Below are 15,247 nucleotides of genomic sequence, written 5' to 3' on the forward strand. Positions count from 1 at the left end.
ATCGGACATAGGTGCCGAAACGCCAAAGCCGGTCCGGGGGTGGCGGACGACAGCCGTTGCCGCCGTTGCGATCTCCCCGAACCGGCTCCGAACTCACATCACAGGGTGAAACCCGCTGTTAGCCACCGGGCTTGGTGACATGCACCGGCTTGGCCCAATCGGACAGGGTCACGGTGACATTGCCGGCGTCCTTGGTCACGATGGCGCGCACCAGGTTCGGGCCGGTGCCCGGCGAGGCGGCCGTGGACGGCAGCGTGGTGCCGGTGCCGCTCGGCGGCGCGACATCCTTGATGTACAGGGTGATCGGGAACGTGCCGCCGTCCTTGCCGATCTGCGGGACGATGGGGTCGATGACCGAGGCGTCGATGGTGCCGGTCACCTTCACGACGTCGATGCCGTCGACCTTCTCGCGGTCGACCGCCTTGGCGTCCTTGACCTGCCCGATGGCATTGGCCAGGCCCTTGTCCTTGTCCAGGATGACGCCCGGATCGTAGATCTTCTCGGCCGGACCGACCTTGGCGTACTTGCTGCCGTCACCGGTGTAGAGGGTCTTGTCGACGACCAGGAACTTGGTGTCGGTGAAGTCGGCGTCCTCCGGCTTGACCTTCACCTTGGCCTCGCCGATGGCCTGACCCGCGCCCTGCGGCTGATTGGTGATGTCGGCCTTGATGCTCTCGAACGGCAGGCCCGGGATGTTGCTGACCGCGAGGTCGGCGTGCACGGACTGCAGGGTCTGAGTGGTCTTGGCGGATTCGGCGACGATCTGCGCACCGTCGGGCAACTGCGACGGCGGGGCCGCCTGCGAGGTGGTGGCCTTGCTGTCGTCCTTGGAGGACGAGGAGCAGCCCGTCACCAGGGCGGCGGCCGCGGCGGCCGCGACCATCAGCGGCACGACGCCACGCCGAAAACGGCGCGCGGACATGCGTTTACCGTGGGAAATGACTTCGTTCATGTACAACCCCCGAAGTTCCGTTCGATCTCGTAGTAGGACAGCCTTGCCGCTGCCCGTCGTAGTATGCAGGACATCGCCCGTGGCCGCGCCGAACGAAGCGATACTCCGGCATCCAACCAGCACCGCGTTCGTGTCGCCAAGAATTTTGATCATCCAGCGGCGCAAGCGATCACCCTGCAACCGAACATGTCGCGGGTGACGCCGCGCGTTAACAGCGCCGGACCGCCTCGCCCCACACCCACGCCCCGAGCCGAAATCGGAACCAGCAATATCCGCGCCATGGCCCGAAGCATGGCACAGCCCCCCGACAGTCAATACCCAAGTGCCCTAGGGGCTTTTGGTCACCCCCCGGGAACCGCCGATCAGTAGACCGGGCCGGTGTACTTCTCGCCCGGGCCCGCGCCGGGGGCGTCGGGGAAGGCGGAGGCTTCGCGGAAGGCGCGCTGCAGGGACTGCAGGCCATCGCGGATGGGGCCGGCGTGCGGGCCCAGGTACTCGAGCGACGCGGTGACGAGACCGGCGAGCGCGGTGATGACGCGGCGCGCCTCGTCGAGGTCGAGGTGCGGGGAAGCCGACGGATCTGCCTCGCCCAGGCCGAGTTTCTCGGCGGCGGAGCTCATCAGCATGACGGCGGCGCGGCTGATCACCTCGACGGCGGGAATGTCGGCAAGCTCGCGGACGACCTCACCATCGATGAGAGCAGCGTCCTCGACCAGGGTCGAATCGTCGTTCATGGTTGCCTCGCTCATGGCTTAGAGCATGGCATCGGCCGGGTCGCCGCTGGTCGCGGGGGCCGCCGATTCGGAGCCTGCGGCTATGAGTGTTAGACTCTTCCGCGACGACCGTCCCGGACTGGTTACTGCAACCGACACGGGGCATCAAGTGGAGCCCGACTCCCACCGTCAACCAGCGGTTCCTCTGGGATCGAGCAAGGTTCGACGGTCCGGTCGCCCATCATTTGCGTGATGGGTTCTGCGCGTGGGTTCGTCCTGCGTGCGGTGCGATGCGAGCTGTTCGCGTCGAAGATCGGTCGACTCGGGCCCCGTGGTGGTGAAATACCAACACGGGGCTTTCGTGTTGAAATTGGGGTTGCAGTTATTGCTTGCGGTCGTTGACGAACCGCTTGACCTAGGAGGCCCCATCAGCACTGAGACCCGCATCAACGATCGCATCCGCGTTCCCGAGGTCCGACTCATCGGACCCGGCGGCGAGCAGGTTGGGATCGTGCGTGTTGAAGATGCACTACGCGTCGCTCAGGAAGCTGACCTCGACCTGGTCGAGGTCGCGCCGGACGCACGCCCGCCGGTGTGCAAGATCATGGACTACGGCAAGTTCAAGTACGAGACCGCGCAGAAGGCGCGTGAGTCCCGGAAGAACCAGGTCCAGACCGTGATCAAGGAGCAGAAGCTCCGTCCGAAGATCGATGACCACGACTACGCGACCAAGCGCGGACATGTGATGCGCTTCCTCGAGGCGGGGTCGAAGGTCAAGGTCACCATCATGTTCCGCGGTCGCGAGCAGTCGCGTCCGGAACTCGGCTTCCGGCTCCTGCAGCGATTGGCCGCCGACGTCGCCGACCTCGGTTTCGTCGAAACTTCGGCCAAGCAGGACGGCCGGAACATGACCATGGTCCTCGCGCCCCACAAGGGTGCGAAGACGCGGGTGAAGGCTCAGAACGACGCGAGCACGTCGCAGCAGCGCAGCAGCGCGCCCGCGGCGGCTCCGGCCGAGACTCCGGTCACCGAGGCTGCCGCGGCTCCGGCCGAAGCACCGGTCACCGACGCCTCGGCGGCCACCCCGCAGCAGTAATAACGACAAGCACCGGCGACGGGGGGACACCCCTGTCTCCGGTACGACACAGATAGAGGAAATCCATGCCGAAGATGAAGAGCCACAGCGGCGCCTCGAAGCGATTCAAGGTGTCGGGCAGCGGCAAGCTGCTGCGTCAGCAGGCGAACCGTCGCCACCTGCTCGAGCACAAGCCGTCCACCCGGACTCGTCGTCTGGACGGCGTGGAGGTCGTCGCGAAGGCGGACGTCGCTCGCGTCAAGAAGCTGCTCGCCAAGTAATTCCGGCTGAGCCGGCCTGAACCGACACCAACCTCGGGCGCAGAGACCGGGTTCCGCGAGAACCCCGCGCCCCCAACGATCAAGGACTGACAAGTGGCACGCGTCAAAAGGGCCGTCAACGCTCAGAAGAAGCGCCGTTCCGTGCTCGAGGCCTCCAAGGGCTACCGCGGTCAGCGGTCGCGCCTGTACCGCAAGGCCAAGGAACAGCAGCTGCACTCGCTCACCTACGCCTACCGGGACCGCCGGGCGCGGAAGGGTGACTTCCGTCAGCTGTGGATCACTCGTATCAACGCCGCCGCGCGTCTGAACGACATGACCTACAACCGCTTCATGCAGGGCCTCAAGGCCGCCGGCATCGAGGTGGACCGCAAGATCCTGGCCGAGCTCGCGGTCTCCGACGCCGAGGCCTTCGCCCAGCTGGTCGCCGCCGCCAAGGCCGCGCTGCCGGCCGACGTCAACGCCCCGGCCGCCTGATTCGGCCTGCGTGACAAAGCAATACTCGAAACGACCCGTGGACGTGCTCACCGAGCACTACCCGCGGGTCGTTCGGCATTTTCGAGGAACAGGTGGTCATGAGCGCTGATTCGATCGACTGGCGTAACCCCCGGATCGTGTCGGCGGTCAAACTGCATCGCAGCCCGGTGCGGCGCAAGACCGGTCTGTTCCTGGCCGAGGGCGCGAATTCGGTTGCGGCCGCGCTGGATACGGACCGAATCGAAGAGCTGTTCTACTCCTCCAAGGCGGCGGAGCGCGAGCACGCGCTGGTCGCCGGCGCGGCGGCGCAGGGCGTGCGGACCACGCTGGTCAGCGATCGGGCGGCGGAGATGCTGGGGGAGACGGTGACGCCGCCGGGGCTGATCGCGGTGTGCCGCCAGGTGGACGTGCCGCTAAGCGAGGTGCTCGACGCCGCGCCGCGCATGCTCGCCGTGCCCGTCGAAATCGCCGATCCGGGCAATGCGGGCACGCTCATCCGCGTGGCCGACGCGGTCGGGGCCGACGGGGTCGTGCTGGCCGGCGACTCGGTCGATCCGCACAACGGCAAATGCGTACGCGCCTGCGCCGGAAGCCTTTTCCACGTGCCGGTGGCGCGCTCCCGCGACATCGACGCGACCCTGGACGCGCTGGACGCGGCGGGCATCGCGATCCTCGCCACCACCGCCAAGGGCGAGGTCGACCTCGACGACGCCGACCAGATTCTGGGCGGCCCGGTCGCCTGGCTGTTCGGCAACGAGGCGCACGGCCTGGACAAGGCCGTCGCCGCCCGCGCCACCCACCGCGTCCGCATTCCCATCCACGGTCGGGCCGAGAGCCTGAATCTGGCTGCCGCGGCGGCGATCTGCCTCTACGCGAGCGCGCGCGTCCAACACGCGCGATAGCCGGCGGGGTGGCGCCCGGCGCTCCTCGCGATTCGGTGTGCTGCGCGGTTGCCCGTAGTCTGGGCGCGTGACATCGCCCAGCACTCTGCGGTCCGGTGCGCTCTCCCTGGTCTCGAGTGTCGTGATCGGGGTGGCGTCGGCGGGACCGGCGTACAGCATCACCGCCACGCTCGGACTGGTCGTGGTGGCCGTCGGGGCGCAGTCGCCGATCATCGTGCTGCTGGCGTTCGTGCCGATGCTGCTGGTGGCCATCGGATACCGGGATCTCAATGCGGTGGAACCGGATCCGGGAACCACGTTCGTGTGGGCGACGCGGGCGTTCGGGCCGTTCACCGGGTGGATGGCCGGGTGGGCCATCGTGGTGTCGGATCTGCTGGTGATGGCGAGCCTGGCACAGATCAGCTCGCAGTACACCTTCCACCTGGTCGGCGCGCACGGGATCGGCGCGGACGCGACCAGCGTCTGGGTGCTGTTGCTCGGGATTGCCTACCTGCTGGTCATGACCGTGGTCGCGGTGCGCGGCATCGACGTGTCGGCGCGTCTGCAGTCGGTGCTGTTGAGCGTGGAATTCGGCATGCTGGTGGTGTTCTCGGCGGTGGCGCTGGGGCGGGTGGCGCTCGGGCACGGTCCCGCGGGTTCGCGCCTGCCGAGCTGGGAGTGGTTCGACCCGTTCGCCATCGGGACGTTCTCGGACTTCGTGACCGCGCTGCTGCTGATGGTGTTCATCTACTGGGGCTGGGATTCCGCGGTCTCGGTGAACCAGGAGACGGTGGATCCGCGGCACACGCCGGGACGGTCCGCGGTGCTGTCCACCATCACGCTGGTGGCGTTGTATCTGCTGGTGACCGTGGCCGCGCAGGCGTACGCGGGTACCGGCAAAGACGGTCTGGGGCTGGCCAATCCGGATCATGTCGACGATGTGCTGGGCGCGCTGGGCCGGGCGGTGTTCGGCGACAGCTGGATCGGGACCGCCGCGGTGTATCTGCTGTTCGGCATGGTGCTGACCTCGGCCGCGGCCTCCACCCAGACCACGATCCTGCCGACCGCGCGCACCACCTATTCGATGGCGCTGCATCACGCGCTGCCCGCCGCGTTCGGGCGCATCGATCCGCGCTTCCGGACGCCGGTGTTCTCGACCTGGGTGTTCGGCGGGGTCTCGGCGGCGCTGTACGTGGGGTTGAACTTCGCCTCGGGCGGCCGCCTGATCGCCGAGGCGGTGACGGCCATCGGCATCTCCATCGGCCTGTACTACGGGCTGACCGGGCTCAGCTGCGCGTGGCTGTACCGGCACGAATTCGCCGGTAGCCCAAGGACGCTCGTGATCAAGGGCATCCTGCCGACGCTGGGCGGGCTGGCGCTGCTGTTCGCGGCGGGCTGGACGGCGGTGACCTCGTGGTTCAGCGCGGTGTTCGTGCTGGGTGTGGGCACGCTGCTGATCGGCATCCCCATCTATCTGACGCTGGCGCGCCGTATGCCGGCGTTCTTCCGCGGCGGGGTGCTGGCGCGCCGGCTGCCCGCGCCGACCGAGGGCATCATCGAGGCCGACGCGGCCTCGGAGCCCGGCGAATCGGTCCGCGCCTGAGTTTCAGATGCCTTCCTCGCCCAGGTTGGTGAGGATCTCGGTGGCCCAGGGCGGGGCCGCGGCGTCGCCCTCGGTGACGCCCAGCGCAGTCAGATCCATGAGCAGCATGCCGGTGGCGAAGAAGCGCCGGACCTCGGAGGGCGTCGCCCCGGTGAGTTCCTTGGCGAGGTTGTAGAGCTGCCCGAAGTGCTCGCGGATGTTCGCGCCGATGGCCGGTTCGCCGGCCGCCGCGATGCCCTGCAGGAAGACCCGGGGCAGCGCGGATTCGGTGAGGAAGTGCTCGCCGAAGTGGGTGCCGAGGGCGTCCAGGCGATCCTTGGGGGAGTCGTCGGGCGCGGCCTGGGTGGCGCCGGCGCGGAAGAGTTCCTCGATGCGCCCGCAGACCTGGTCCAGCACGGCCAGAAACAGCTGCTGCTTGGTGCCGAACAGCCGGATCACATAGGGCTGCGAGACCCCGGCGCGGCGCGCGATGTCATCGGTTTTGGTTGCGGCGTAACCGGATTCGGCGAATGCGGTGGTGGCGGCGGCGAGGACTTCCGCGCTGCGCTCGCTCGCTGTCATCCGGGTGCGGGTCATGGGTGTGCGCCCTCCTTGTCGATCGGAATCCTAGCTCCCATTGACATGTTATCAGTCGATGCATACTCTCTAGTTATCAGTCGATAACAACAAGGATTGGTCATGACTGAAATACTTCGAACCTCCGCTCTCCCCAACAAACTCGTGACCGCGGCGCGGCAACGGCCGCTGGGCCTGGTGCTGGCCGCGGTCGGCATCCCGATGTTCATGGCCACCCTCGACAACCTCGTCGTGACCATGGCCCTGCCGGTCATCCGCACCGAACTGCACGCCTCGCTGTCGGATCTGCAATGGTTCGTCAACGCCTACACGCTGTCGTTCGCCTCGATGCTGCTCACCGCGGCCGCGCTCGGTGACCGGCTCGGCCGTCGGCGCGTATTCCTGTTCGGCATCACGCTGTTCACCCTCGGCTCGGCCGCCTGCGCGCTGGCCACCGAACCCTGGATGCTGATCGCGGCCCGCGCGGCGCAGGGCTTCGGCGGTGCGGCCGTCATGCCACTGTCGCTGACGCTGCTGTCGGGGGCGGTGCCGGAGAAGATGCGCAGCGCGGCAATCGGTATCTGGGGCGGCATCGCCGGACTCGGCGTCGCGCTCGGGCCGGTCGTCGGCGGCGCGGTGGTCGACGGGCTGAACTGGCAGTGGATCTTCTGGCTGAACGTGCCGTTCGGCATTGTCGCGGTGCCGCTGGCGGCGCGGGTGCTGAACGAATCCTTCGGTGGCGCACGGAAATTGGATGTGCTGGGCCTGCTGTTGTCGGCGGGTGGCGTGCTCGCGGTGGTGTGGGGCGTCGTGCACGGCGCGGACGACGGCTGGACCTCGGCCAAGGTGCTGACCGGTTTGCTCGGCGGCGCGATTCTGCTGGCCGCCTTCGTGCTGTGGGAGCGCCGGGCGGCGGATCCGATGCTGCCGCTGCGGCTGTTCGCCCGTCGCGGCTACGCCGTGAACGTGGTGGCGTTCACCTTCTCGGTCGGCGTGTTCGGCTCGATCTTCCTGCTGGCGCAGTATTTCCAGGTGGTGCAGGGGTATTCGCCGCTGGCCTCCGGCGTCCGCACCCTGCCGTGGACCATGGCGCCGATGGTGGTCGCGCCGCTGGCCGGTCTGGTCGTGGATCGTGTGGGGCCGCGGGTGCTCATCGGGACCGGTCAGGTGCTGCTGGCCATCGCGCTCGGATGGATGGCGCTCGTCTCCGGTGTCGATACCGCCTACGCCACGATGGTGCCGCCGTTCGTTCTCGCCGGAGTCGGCATGGGATTGACCTTCGCGCCCATCGCCACCGCCGTGATGGCCAGTGCCTCGGCGGCCGATCAGGGCATGGCCTCCGGCACGAACAACACCATCCGTGAGGTCGGCGTCGCGATGGGCGTGGCGGTGCTGGCGTCGATCTTCGCCTCGCACGGGTCGTATGTGAGCCCGCAGCACTATGTGGACGGGCTGATTCCGGCGATCGCGGTCGGCGCGGTGATCGTCGCGGTCGGCGCCCTCGTGGCGGTGCTGTTGCCCGGCCGTCGCGCGGTGGCCGAATCAGGTTCCGGCGCAACCGTTCTCGCCCACTGACGTCTCGGAGCGCGACATGTTCATCACCCTCTTGCTCCTGGCCGTTCCCACCGTGGCGCTGCGCGTGCTGGGCGTCCTGGGCGTCGCCCGCTTCGCCACCTGGCAGGTGTGCGCCGCCCACGGGCTGGCCTTCATGCTCCTGATGACCGGTGCGGCGCATTTCGCGCCCGCCTCGGTCACCGCCATTCCCAACCATGACGATCTGACCGCCATGGTCCCGTCGTTCATCCCCTTCCCCGATTTCACGGTGTACGCGACCGGGGTGCTCGAGTACCTGGGTGCGCTCGGTCTGGTGCTCGAGCGGTTCCGCCGTCCGGCCGGGCTCGCGCTGGCTTTGATGTTCGTTCTGCTGTTGCCCGCGAACATCCATGCGGCCGTGGATCACATCTCCTTCCACGGCGATCCGGCCACCCCGCTGTGGTTCCGGGTTCCGGAGCAGCTGGTCTACATCGCGGTGGCGTTGTTCGCGGCGCTGGGCGTGGCCTCGAAGACGCGGGCGACGGTGGCGGCGACCTGAGCCATCGAGGGCGCGGGCCGGTTTCCGAGTTCGCGCTCGACAGACGTCATATCCACATCCGGCATACCGCAGGCGACCGCCAGCTTCCAGGGGCTGAGGTCGCCTGTGACGTTGAGGGCGAAACCGTGAGTGGAGACATTGCGGCCGACTCGCATGCCGATGGAGGTGATCTTGCGGCCGGTGTCGCGGGTCCAGACACCGGTCAGCAGCTCCGAACCCGGTGGAGTGTCGCGGCGTTCGGCGGGAATGCCCAATTCGGCCAGCGCCGCGACGATTCGGTGTTCGACATCGCGGATCAGATCCACGACGCCCTCGCCGGGCTGCAGGCGGGCGATGAGGTAGCCGACGAGCTGGCCGGGTGCGTGATACGTGAGTTGACCGCCGCGATTGGTGGTGAACACGGGGATGCCGGTCTCGGGAGCGGGGAGATGCGCCTCGGGGGTGCGGCGGCCGATGGTGTAGGTCTGCTCGTGGGTGAGCAGCCACAGGGTGTCGGGGCGCTGGTCGTCGACGCGCTCCTGCCACAGGGTCTGCATGCGGTCCATGGCCGCCGAGTACTCGGTGAGCCGATCGGTGTCGTCGATCAACAGCAGCGGGCGCGACGTCATGGATTCATTGGTACCAGCCCCGGGTGTGCCCGCCGCGAGCAGGGGAAATTCGGGTGAGGTGGCCTGATTGCAAGGTTTACGATGCGACCAGCAAGAATGGGGAGGTAATTCCGCCCGACCCGTAACCAGCCTGGGGAGTGACGAACCATCGTGGCCGATGACAACAGTGCCGAGCAGAACGCTGCGTTGAGCGAGGAGTCGCTCTCCGCTGCCGCGGAAGCCGCGGAGAAGGCGTTCGCCTCGGCCGCCACCCTGGACGAGCTGGCGACCGCCAAGACCGAGTACATGGGCGGCAAGTCGCCGATCTCGATGGCGCAGCGTTCGCTGGGCAGCCTGCCCAAGGAGGAGAAGGCCGAGGCCGGCAAGCGCGTCAACGTGGCGCGCGGCCGGGTGTCGAGCGCGTTCGAGACGCGCCAGGCCGAACTGCTGGCCGAGCGGGACGCGGCGGTGCTGGTCGCCGAGACCATCGACGTGACCTTGCCCGCCCGCCGGCACGCGCAGGGCGCGCGGCATCCGATCTCGGTGCTGTCGGAGCGGGTCGCGGACGTGTTCGTGGCCATGGGCTGGGAGGTCGCCGAGGGCCCCGAGGTCGAGACGGAGCATTTCAACTTCGACGCCCTGAACTTCCTGCCGGATCATCCGGCTCGCACCATGCAGGACACCTTCCATATCGCGCCGGAGGGTTCGCGGCAGGTGCTGCGCACGCACACCTCGCCGGTTCAGGTGCGCTCCATGCTGTCTCGCGAACTGCCGATCTATGTGGTGTGCCCGGGGCGGACGTTCCGCACCGATGAGCTCGACGCCACCCACACTCCGGTGTTCTCGCAGGTCGAGGGCCTGGCCGTCGACAAGGGCCTGACCATGGCGCACCTCAAGGGCACCCTGGACGCGTTCGCGCGGGCGCTGTTCGGCCCGAACACCACCACGCGCATGCGGCCCAGCTTCTTCCCCTTCACCGAGCCGTCCGCGGAGGTGGACGTGTGGTTCGAGGACAAGAAGGGCGGCCCCGGCTGGGTCGAGTGGGGCGGCTGCGGCATGGTGAACCCGAAGGTGTTGATCGCCAGCGGGATCGACCCCGAGGTGTACAGCGGTTTCGCGTTCGGCATGGGTCTGGAGCGGACCCTGCAGTTCCGCAACGGCTTGCCGGACATGCGCGACATCGTCGAGGGCGATGTGCGGTTCACGTTGCCGTTCGGCATCCAGTCCTGACCTGACCCCGATACGAGGAAGCGAAACGTCAAGTGCGAGTAGCGCAGTCCTGGCTGACGGACATCCTGCAGCGGACCACTCCCGGGTGGTCGGTGACGCCGGAGGAGCTCGACGCGGGGTTCGTCCGGGTCGGTCTGGAAGTCGAAGAGGTCGACCCGCTGGAGCCGGTGACCGGCGACATCGAGCACCCGCTGGTGGTGGGTCGCGTCGCCGAGATCACGGAGCTGACCGAGTTCAAGAAGCCGATCCGCTTCTGCAAGGTCGACGTCGGCAATCCGGAGTTGCAGGAGATCGTCTGCGGCGCACGGAATTTCGCCGTCGGTGATCTGGTGGTCGTGGTGCTGCCGGGTGGCGTGCTGCCCGGCGGCTTCAAGATCACCTCACGAAAGACTTACGGCCACACCAGCAATGGCATGATCTGCTCGGTCGCCGAGCTGGGCATCGGCAAGGACCACAGCGGCATCCTGGTGCTCGAGCCGGGTACCGCCGAGCCGGGCGCGGACGCCAACGAGCTGCTGGGCCTGGGCGATACGGTGATCGAGCTGGCCATCACCCCCGACCGCGGCTACGCCTTCTCGGCGCGCGGCCTGGCCCGTGAGCTGGCATGTGGCTTCGACCTGGAGTACAGCGATCCGGCGGTGCGGCTGCTGCCCGACGACGAGGCGGAAGCCTGGCCGGTGAAGATCGAGCCCGAGTCGCTGTGCACGCGTTTCGCGGTGCGCAAGGTGACCGGGATCGATCCGAAGGCCGTGAGCCCGTGGTGGTTGCAGCGTCGGCTGCTGCTGTCGGGTGTGCGCCCGATCTCCCCGGCGGTCGACGTCACCAACTACGTGATGCTCGAACTGGGCCAGCCGCTGCACGCCTTCGATGCGGCCAAGGTGCAGGGCGGTTTCGTGGTGCGCCGCGCGCACAAGGGCGAAACCCTGCGCACCCTCGACGAGGTGGAGCGCACTCTCGACGCCGAGGATGTGGTGATCGCCGACGGTTCCGGCGTCATCTCGCTGGCCGGCACCATGGGCGGCGCGAGCACCGAGGTGTCGGACACCTCGACCGACATTCTGCTCGAGGCCGCCACCTGGAACCCGGTCGCCATCGCCCGCACGGTGCGCCGCCACAAACTGTCCTCGGAGGCCAGCCGCCGCTTCGAACGCGTCGTCGACCCGGAGGTCAACCTGGCCGCCCTCGACCGCGCCGCCACCCTGCTGGCCGAGATCGCCGGTGGCACAGTCGAATCCGTCCTGACCGACGTCCGCGTGCCGACCCCCGCCGCGGCGCCGATCACCATGGACATCGACCTGGCCGACCGCACCGCCGGCGTGCATTACGCGCCCGGCGCGGCGACCCGTCGCCTGCAGCAGGTGGGTTGCTCCATCGAGGTGGGGGTCAGCGAGACCGGGCACGGCCAGCTGATCGTCACCCCGCCGAGCTGGCGACCCGACCTCACCCAGCCCGCCGACCTGGTGGAGGAGGTGCTGCGCCTGGAGGGCCTGGACCAGATCCCGTCGGTGCTGCCCACCGCGCCCGCCGGTCGCGGCCTGACCGCCGAGCAGCGTCGCCGGCGTGCGGTGAGCAAGGCGCTGGCGTTCGAGGGTTGCGTCGAGGTGCCCGCGCCGGTCTTCATGCCCGGCGGCGTCTTCGACACCTGGGGCCTGGACGCGGACGACACGCGCCGCAAGACCCTGCGCGTGCTCAACCCGCTCGACGTCGAGCGCGCCGAACTGTCCTCCACCCTGCTGCCGGGTCTGCTGGAGATCGCCGCCCGCAACATCTCTCGCGGTGAACGCGACCTCGCGATCTACGGAATCGGCCAGGTCACCCTGCCGACCGCCGAGACGACGGCGGTGCAGCCGCTGCCCGTCGATCGCCGTCCCACCGAGGACGAGATCGGCGTGCTGCTGAAGTCGTTGCCGCAGCAGCCGATTCAGATCGGTGCGGTGCTCACCGGGCGTCGCGAGCCGCGCGGGCCGTGGGGTTCGGGCCGGGCCGTCGAGGCGAGCGACGCGTTCGCGCTGGTGGATGCGATCGCCGACGCCGCCGGTGTGGCGATCGAACGCCGTGCCGCACAGTACCTTCCGTGGCATCCCGGTCGTTGCGCCGAGCTCGTGGTGGACGGTGCGATCGTCGGCCACGCCGGTGAACTGCACCCCGCGGTCCTCGAGCGTTCGGGCCTGCCGCCGCGCACCTGCGCTGTCGAGCTGGATCTGGATGCGCTGCCGCTTCGTGAAATCCGGCCTACGCCTGTGGTTTCCGCGTTCCCGGCGGTGTTGCAGGATGTGTCGGTGAGTGTCGACAAGGCGGTTCCGGCGGCGTCGGTGGAATCCGCTCTGGTTGCCGGGGCGGGCGAGTTGCTCGAAAAGATCTCGCTGTTCGACGTATACGAGGGCGCACAGGCCGGTGAGGGCCGGAAGTCCCTGACCTATGCCCTCCGCTTCCGTGCCTCCGATCGGACGCTTACCGAGGACGAGGCAAGTGCGGCTCGGGACGCCGCCGTGGCGAACGCCGCAGAGGCGGTGGGGGCCGTTCTGCGCGGCTGAAAACCCAAAAGACGAAAACCCAAAGAAGAAAAGATAAAAGACGCCTGGAGGAGGGAGAGAGGGTGGCCGAGCCTGCGAGGCCCCTCACCCACCAGCGCACACCGGGAACAGCTCGCACTTCCCAGCACACTCACCCGCCAACCTCGCTCACCTACCAGCGCACTCGCCCACCGGGCCGTGGATCTGTCTCTGTGGAGTTGTCAAAGAACGTGCAGCGCTTGCGCTTTGGTGGAAGTCCTCGGGTGTGAGGGGCTTCGCGGGATGCGGTTGGTGGGGTTGTCTCGAGAAGGTGATGCGTGCAGTCCGTGGGCCGGAATCGGCTGGCTGCGGCTCTCGACTGGGCGTCAGCCCCGGTCCGGCAGGGCAGGCGACGCCACCACACTTTTCTGTTTGCCTTGCGCACGCCCGAGGGGGATGAGCGGCCCGGGGTTCATGCGGCTTGTGGGCCCCGCTGGTGGCAGCGTGCGGCGATGCTAGTGGCGACCCGCTGCCCGGCGTGATGTTTCTCGTTCACCCGAGGCGTGCGCGACGGATCGATCACCGCTGGCGCGATCCAGCCGACCCGCCCGCGATGCGCAGAATCCTTACCCATCATGACGGTGGCCCACCCGTACTCGCTGTCGTTGACCAGGGCGTGGTGGTGATCGCACACCAACGCCAGGTTGTTCAGGTCGGTGGGCCCGCCTTTGGCCCAATCGACGACGTGGTGGGCGGCGCACATCGCTGCTGGTGCGTCGCAGTCGGGATGGGTGCAGCCTTTGTCGCGGGCGATCAACGCCAGCCGTTGTCCGGGGGTGGCGAGCCGTTCGCGGCTACGCCCCAGGTACAGCGGAATCCCATCCCCGTCGAGCACGGCCAGCACCGGCTTGCTGCCGGCGGCCATCTTCAACGCTTCGTTGATGGAGATGTGGCCGCCGGTGGCGGTGGTCGCGATCCCGGCACCGCGCTCGAGGTCGGCCAGGCTCATGGTCAATGTGATCTGGACGGGCAGTCCGCGATGGCTGCCGAGCTTGTTCATGTCGACCCCGGCCTGCAGCAGGGCGAGCAGGGCGTCGTGGTTGCGTTGCCCGGCATCGCGCCGGTCACGCCGCGCGGCGGCTTCCAGCACGGCGGAGTCGGCGACCGCGCCAGTGGCGGGACGGGCCTCGCCACCACCTGTGGCGGCAACGTCCTGGGCGGACCGGCCTTGGGCGGCAACACCCTGTCCGGCAGGACCCTGGGCGGTGAAACCGTGGGCGGCAACGCCTTCGGCCACCACGCCGTGGGTGGCAACCCCGGCGGTCACCACACTGGTGGCCGCAGCGCCGGTGTTCACAACGTCGCTGTCCGCAGCACCGACACCGCCACCCGCGACCACACCGCCGGCCACAGCCGGACCGGGCAGGCCGCAGACAGCAGCACCGGACGCAGCGATGGAGTCGGGCGCAACGACAGCGCCGGGAGTGCGGGCAGCGCTGGAAGCACCAGGGACGCCAGGGCTTTCGGGATCGTCGGCGTTGCACATGCCCGGGCGAGCGAACTTCGCCAGCACCGCATCCAAGCACGCACGCAACTCCGGGGTGATCCAGCCCTCCACCCACGACATGCCATCCACACCCGGCCGACCGATCACCAAACCGCGACGGCGACGGCGGTCGGCATCATTGATCACCGTGCCATCCGGATCCAAACGCGCGAGGATCTCGCGGCCGATCTTGGGCAGGTCGTCAGGGAACAAACCCTCACAAGACTGTTCCACCAGCACCTGCTCCACATCCACACGAGTTTCGACCGGGATGTCGGCGGGCAAATGCGTCATGATGTCGACAATGTGGCGGACGTGGTCACGCGAGAGCGCGCCCGCCGCAAAGGCTTCCGCCGCCACCGGCAAGGCCGCCGGGCGGGGGCGGCCGCTGGGTTCGGTGAACTCGCCGCATTCGCGGGTGATCTTCACCCGCACCGAGGCGTCATGCGCGGACAGGCCCAGGGTTTGACGCAGGAACGGCACCAACTTGCCCGCACCACTGGCCTCCGGCAACGAACGATCCGAGGCTTCGATGATCAGCTTCGAATCCAGCGCCGACAGTTTGCGCTTGCAGGTTTCCAACTGCTGCATCAACGCCACCACATCGGCATCCGCGAACGGGGTGAGGGTGGCGTGAGCGAGGGTGGTCGAGAGGGTTTCTACTGCGGTCACCAGTTCGGCGATGCCGCAGTTGTCGAATGTCACCCCCATCGAATTCATACCCTAATTCTACGCCTCCAATGGTTGCATTGGAAGCCGAATTCCG

14 protein-coding genes are annotated in these 15,247 nt (G+C 68.3%); 9 read left to right on the forward strand and 5 right to left on the reverse strand.

The genetic code is table 11. The annotated features are described in order from the left end of the window. Positions 1-118: 118 nt before the first annotated feature. Positions 119-952, reverse strand: coding sequence for an LppX_LprAFG lipoprotein (locus D7D52_RS22385; RefSeq protein ID WP_162958479.1), 834 nt, complete (start codon positions 950-952; stop codon positions 119-121). Between the two features lie 362 nt (positions 953-1,314). Continuing rightward, positions 1,315-1,686, reverse strand: coding sequence for a DUF1844 domain-containing protein (locus tag D7D52_RS22390; protein ID WP_120744361.1), 372 nt, complete (start codon positions 1,684-1,686; stop codon positions 1,315-1,317). 355 nt (positions 1,687-2,041) lie between these two features. Here D7D52_RS22390 and infC point away from each other — a divergent pair, with 355 nt between their 5' ends. The 5 genes from infC (at position 2,042) to D7D52_RS22415 (ending at position 5,979) form a co-directional block, all read left to right on the forward strand. Beyond that, positions 2,042-2,761, forward strand: a complete 720-nt coding sequence (gene infC, locus D7D52_RS22395; protein ID WP_120744362.1) for a translation initiation factor IF-3 — start codon at positions 2,042-2,044, stop codon at positions 2,759-2,761. A 65-nt stretch (positions 2,762-2,826) separates the two neighbouring features. After that, positions 2,827-3,021, forward strand: a complete 195-nt coding sequence (gene rpmI / locus D7D52_RS22400) for a 50S ribosomal protein L35 (protein WP_040856904.1) — start codon at positions 2,827-2,829, stop codon at positions 3,019-3,021. A 93-nt stretch (positions 3,022-3,114) separates the two neighbouring features. Continuing rightward, complete coding sequence (gene rplT, locus D7D52_RS22405; RefSeq protein ID WP_040807291.1) at positions 3,115-3,495, forward strand: 50S ribosomal protein L20; 381 nt, start codon at positions 3,115-3,117, stop codon at positions 3,493-3,495. Positions 3,496-3,593: 98 nt separating this feature from the next. Then, positions 3,594-4,397: a TrmH family RNA methyltransferase gene (locus D7D52_RS22410; RefSeq protein WP_120739339.1), complete on the forward strand. Its 804-nt coding sequence runs from the start codon at positions 3,594-3,596 to the stop codon at positions 4,395-4,397. A gap of 67 nt (positions 4,398-4,464) precedes the next feature. Continuing rightward, on the forward strand, positions 4,465-5,979 hold the full coding sequence (locus tag D7D52_RS22415) for an APC family permease (RefSeq protein WP_120739341.1): 1,515 nt from the start codon (positions 4,465-4,467) through the stop codon (positions 5,977-5,979). Between the two features lie 3 nt (positions 5,980-5,982). On the opposite strand, the gene D7D52_RS22420 is transcribed toward D7D52_RS22415, so the two are convergent. Beyond that, a complete protein-coding gene (locus tag D7D52_RS22420; protein ID WP_120739343.1) occupies positions 5,983-6,555 on the reverse strand; it encodes a TetR/AcrR family transcriptional regulator in 573 nt (190 codons plus the stop codon). A gap of 102 nt (positions 6,556-6,657) precedes the next feature. Between D7D52_RS22420 and D7D52_RS22425 the strand changes: the two genes are divergently transcribed. After that, positions 6,658-8,109, forward strand: a complete 1,452-nt coding sequence (locus D7D52_RS22425) for an MFS transporter (protein WP_120739345.1) — start codon at positions 6,658-6,660, stop codon at positions 8,107-8,109. A 16-nt stretch (positions 8,110-8,125) separates the two neighbouring features. Next, on the forward strand, positions 8,126-8,626 hold the full coding sequence (locus D7D52_RS22430; RefSeq protein WP_120739347.1) for a DoxX family protein: 501 nt from the start codon (positions 8,126-8,128) through the stop codon (positions 8,624-8,626). Here D7D52_RS22430 and lipB read toward each other — a convergent pair. After that, positions 8,554-9,234: a lipoyl(octanoyl) transferase LipB gene (lipB, locus tag D7D52_RS22435; RefSeq protein ID WP_120739349.1), complete on the reverse strand. Its 681-nt coding sequence runs from the start codon at positions 9,232-9,234 to the stop codon at positions 8,554-8,556. The genes D7D52_RS22430 and lipB overlap by 73 nt on opposite strands. A 150-nt stretch (positions 9,235-9,384) precedes the next feature. Here lipB and pheS point away from each other — a divergent pair, with 150 nt between their 5' ends. Continuing rightward, on the forward strand, positions 9,385-10,443 hold the full coding sequence (gene pheS / locus D7D52_RS22440; RefSeq protein ID WP_120739351.1) for a phenylalanine--tRNA ligase subunit alpha: 1,059 nt from the start codon (positions 9,385-9,387) through the stop codon (positions 10,441-10,443). A 32-nt stretch (positions 10,444-10,475) separates the two neighbouring features. Continuing rightward, entirely contained in the window at positions 10,476-12,977 is a 2,502-nt protein-coding gene (gene pheT, locus D7D52_RS22445) for a phenylalanine--tRNA ligase subunit beta (RefSeq protein ID WP_120739353.1), read from the forward strand. Positions 12,978-13,407: 430 nt separating this feature from the next. Here pheT and D7D52_RS22450 read toward each other — a convergent pair whose 3' ends face one another. Further along, positions 13,408-15,201, reverse strand: a complete 1,794-nt coding sequence (locus D7D52_RS22450) for an HNH endonuclease signature motif containing protein (protein ID WP_120739355.1) — start codon at positions 15,199-15,201, stop codon at positions 13,408-13,410. Between the last annotated feature and the right edge of the window lie 46 nt (positions 15,202-15,247).

It is taken from the genome of Nocardia yunnanensis, from assembly GCF_003626895.1.
Lineage (GTDB): Bacteria > Actinomycetota > Actinomycetes > Mycobacteriales > Mycobacteriaceae > Nocardia > Nocardia yunnanensis.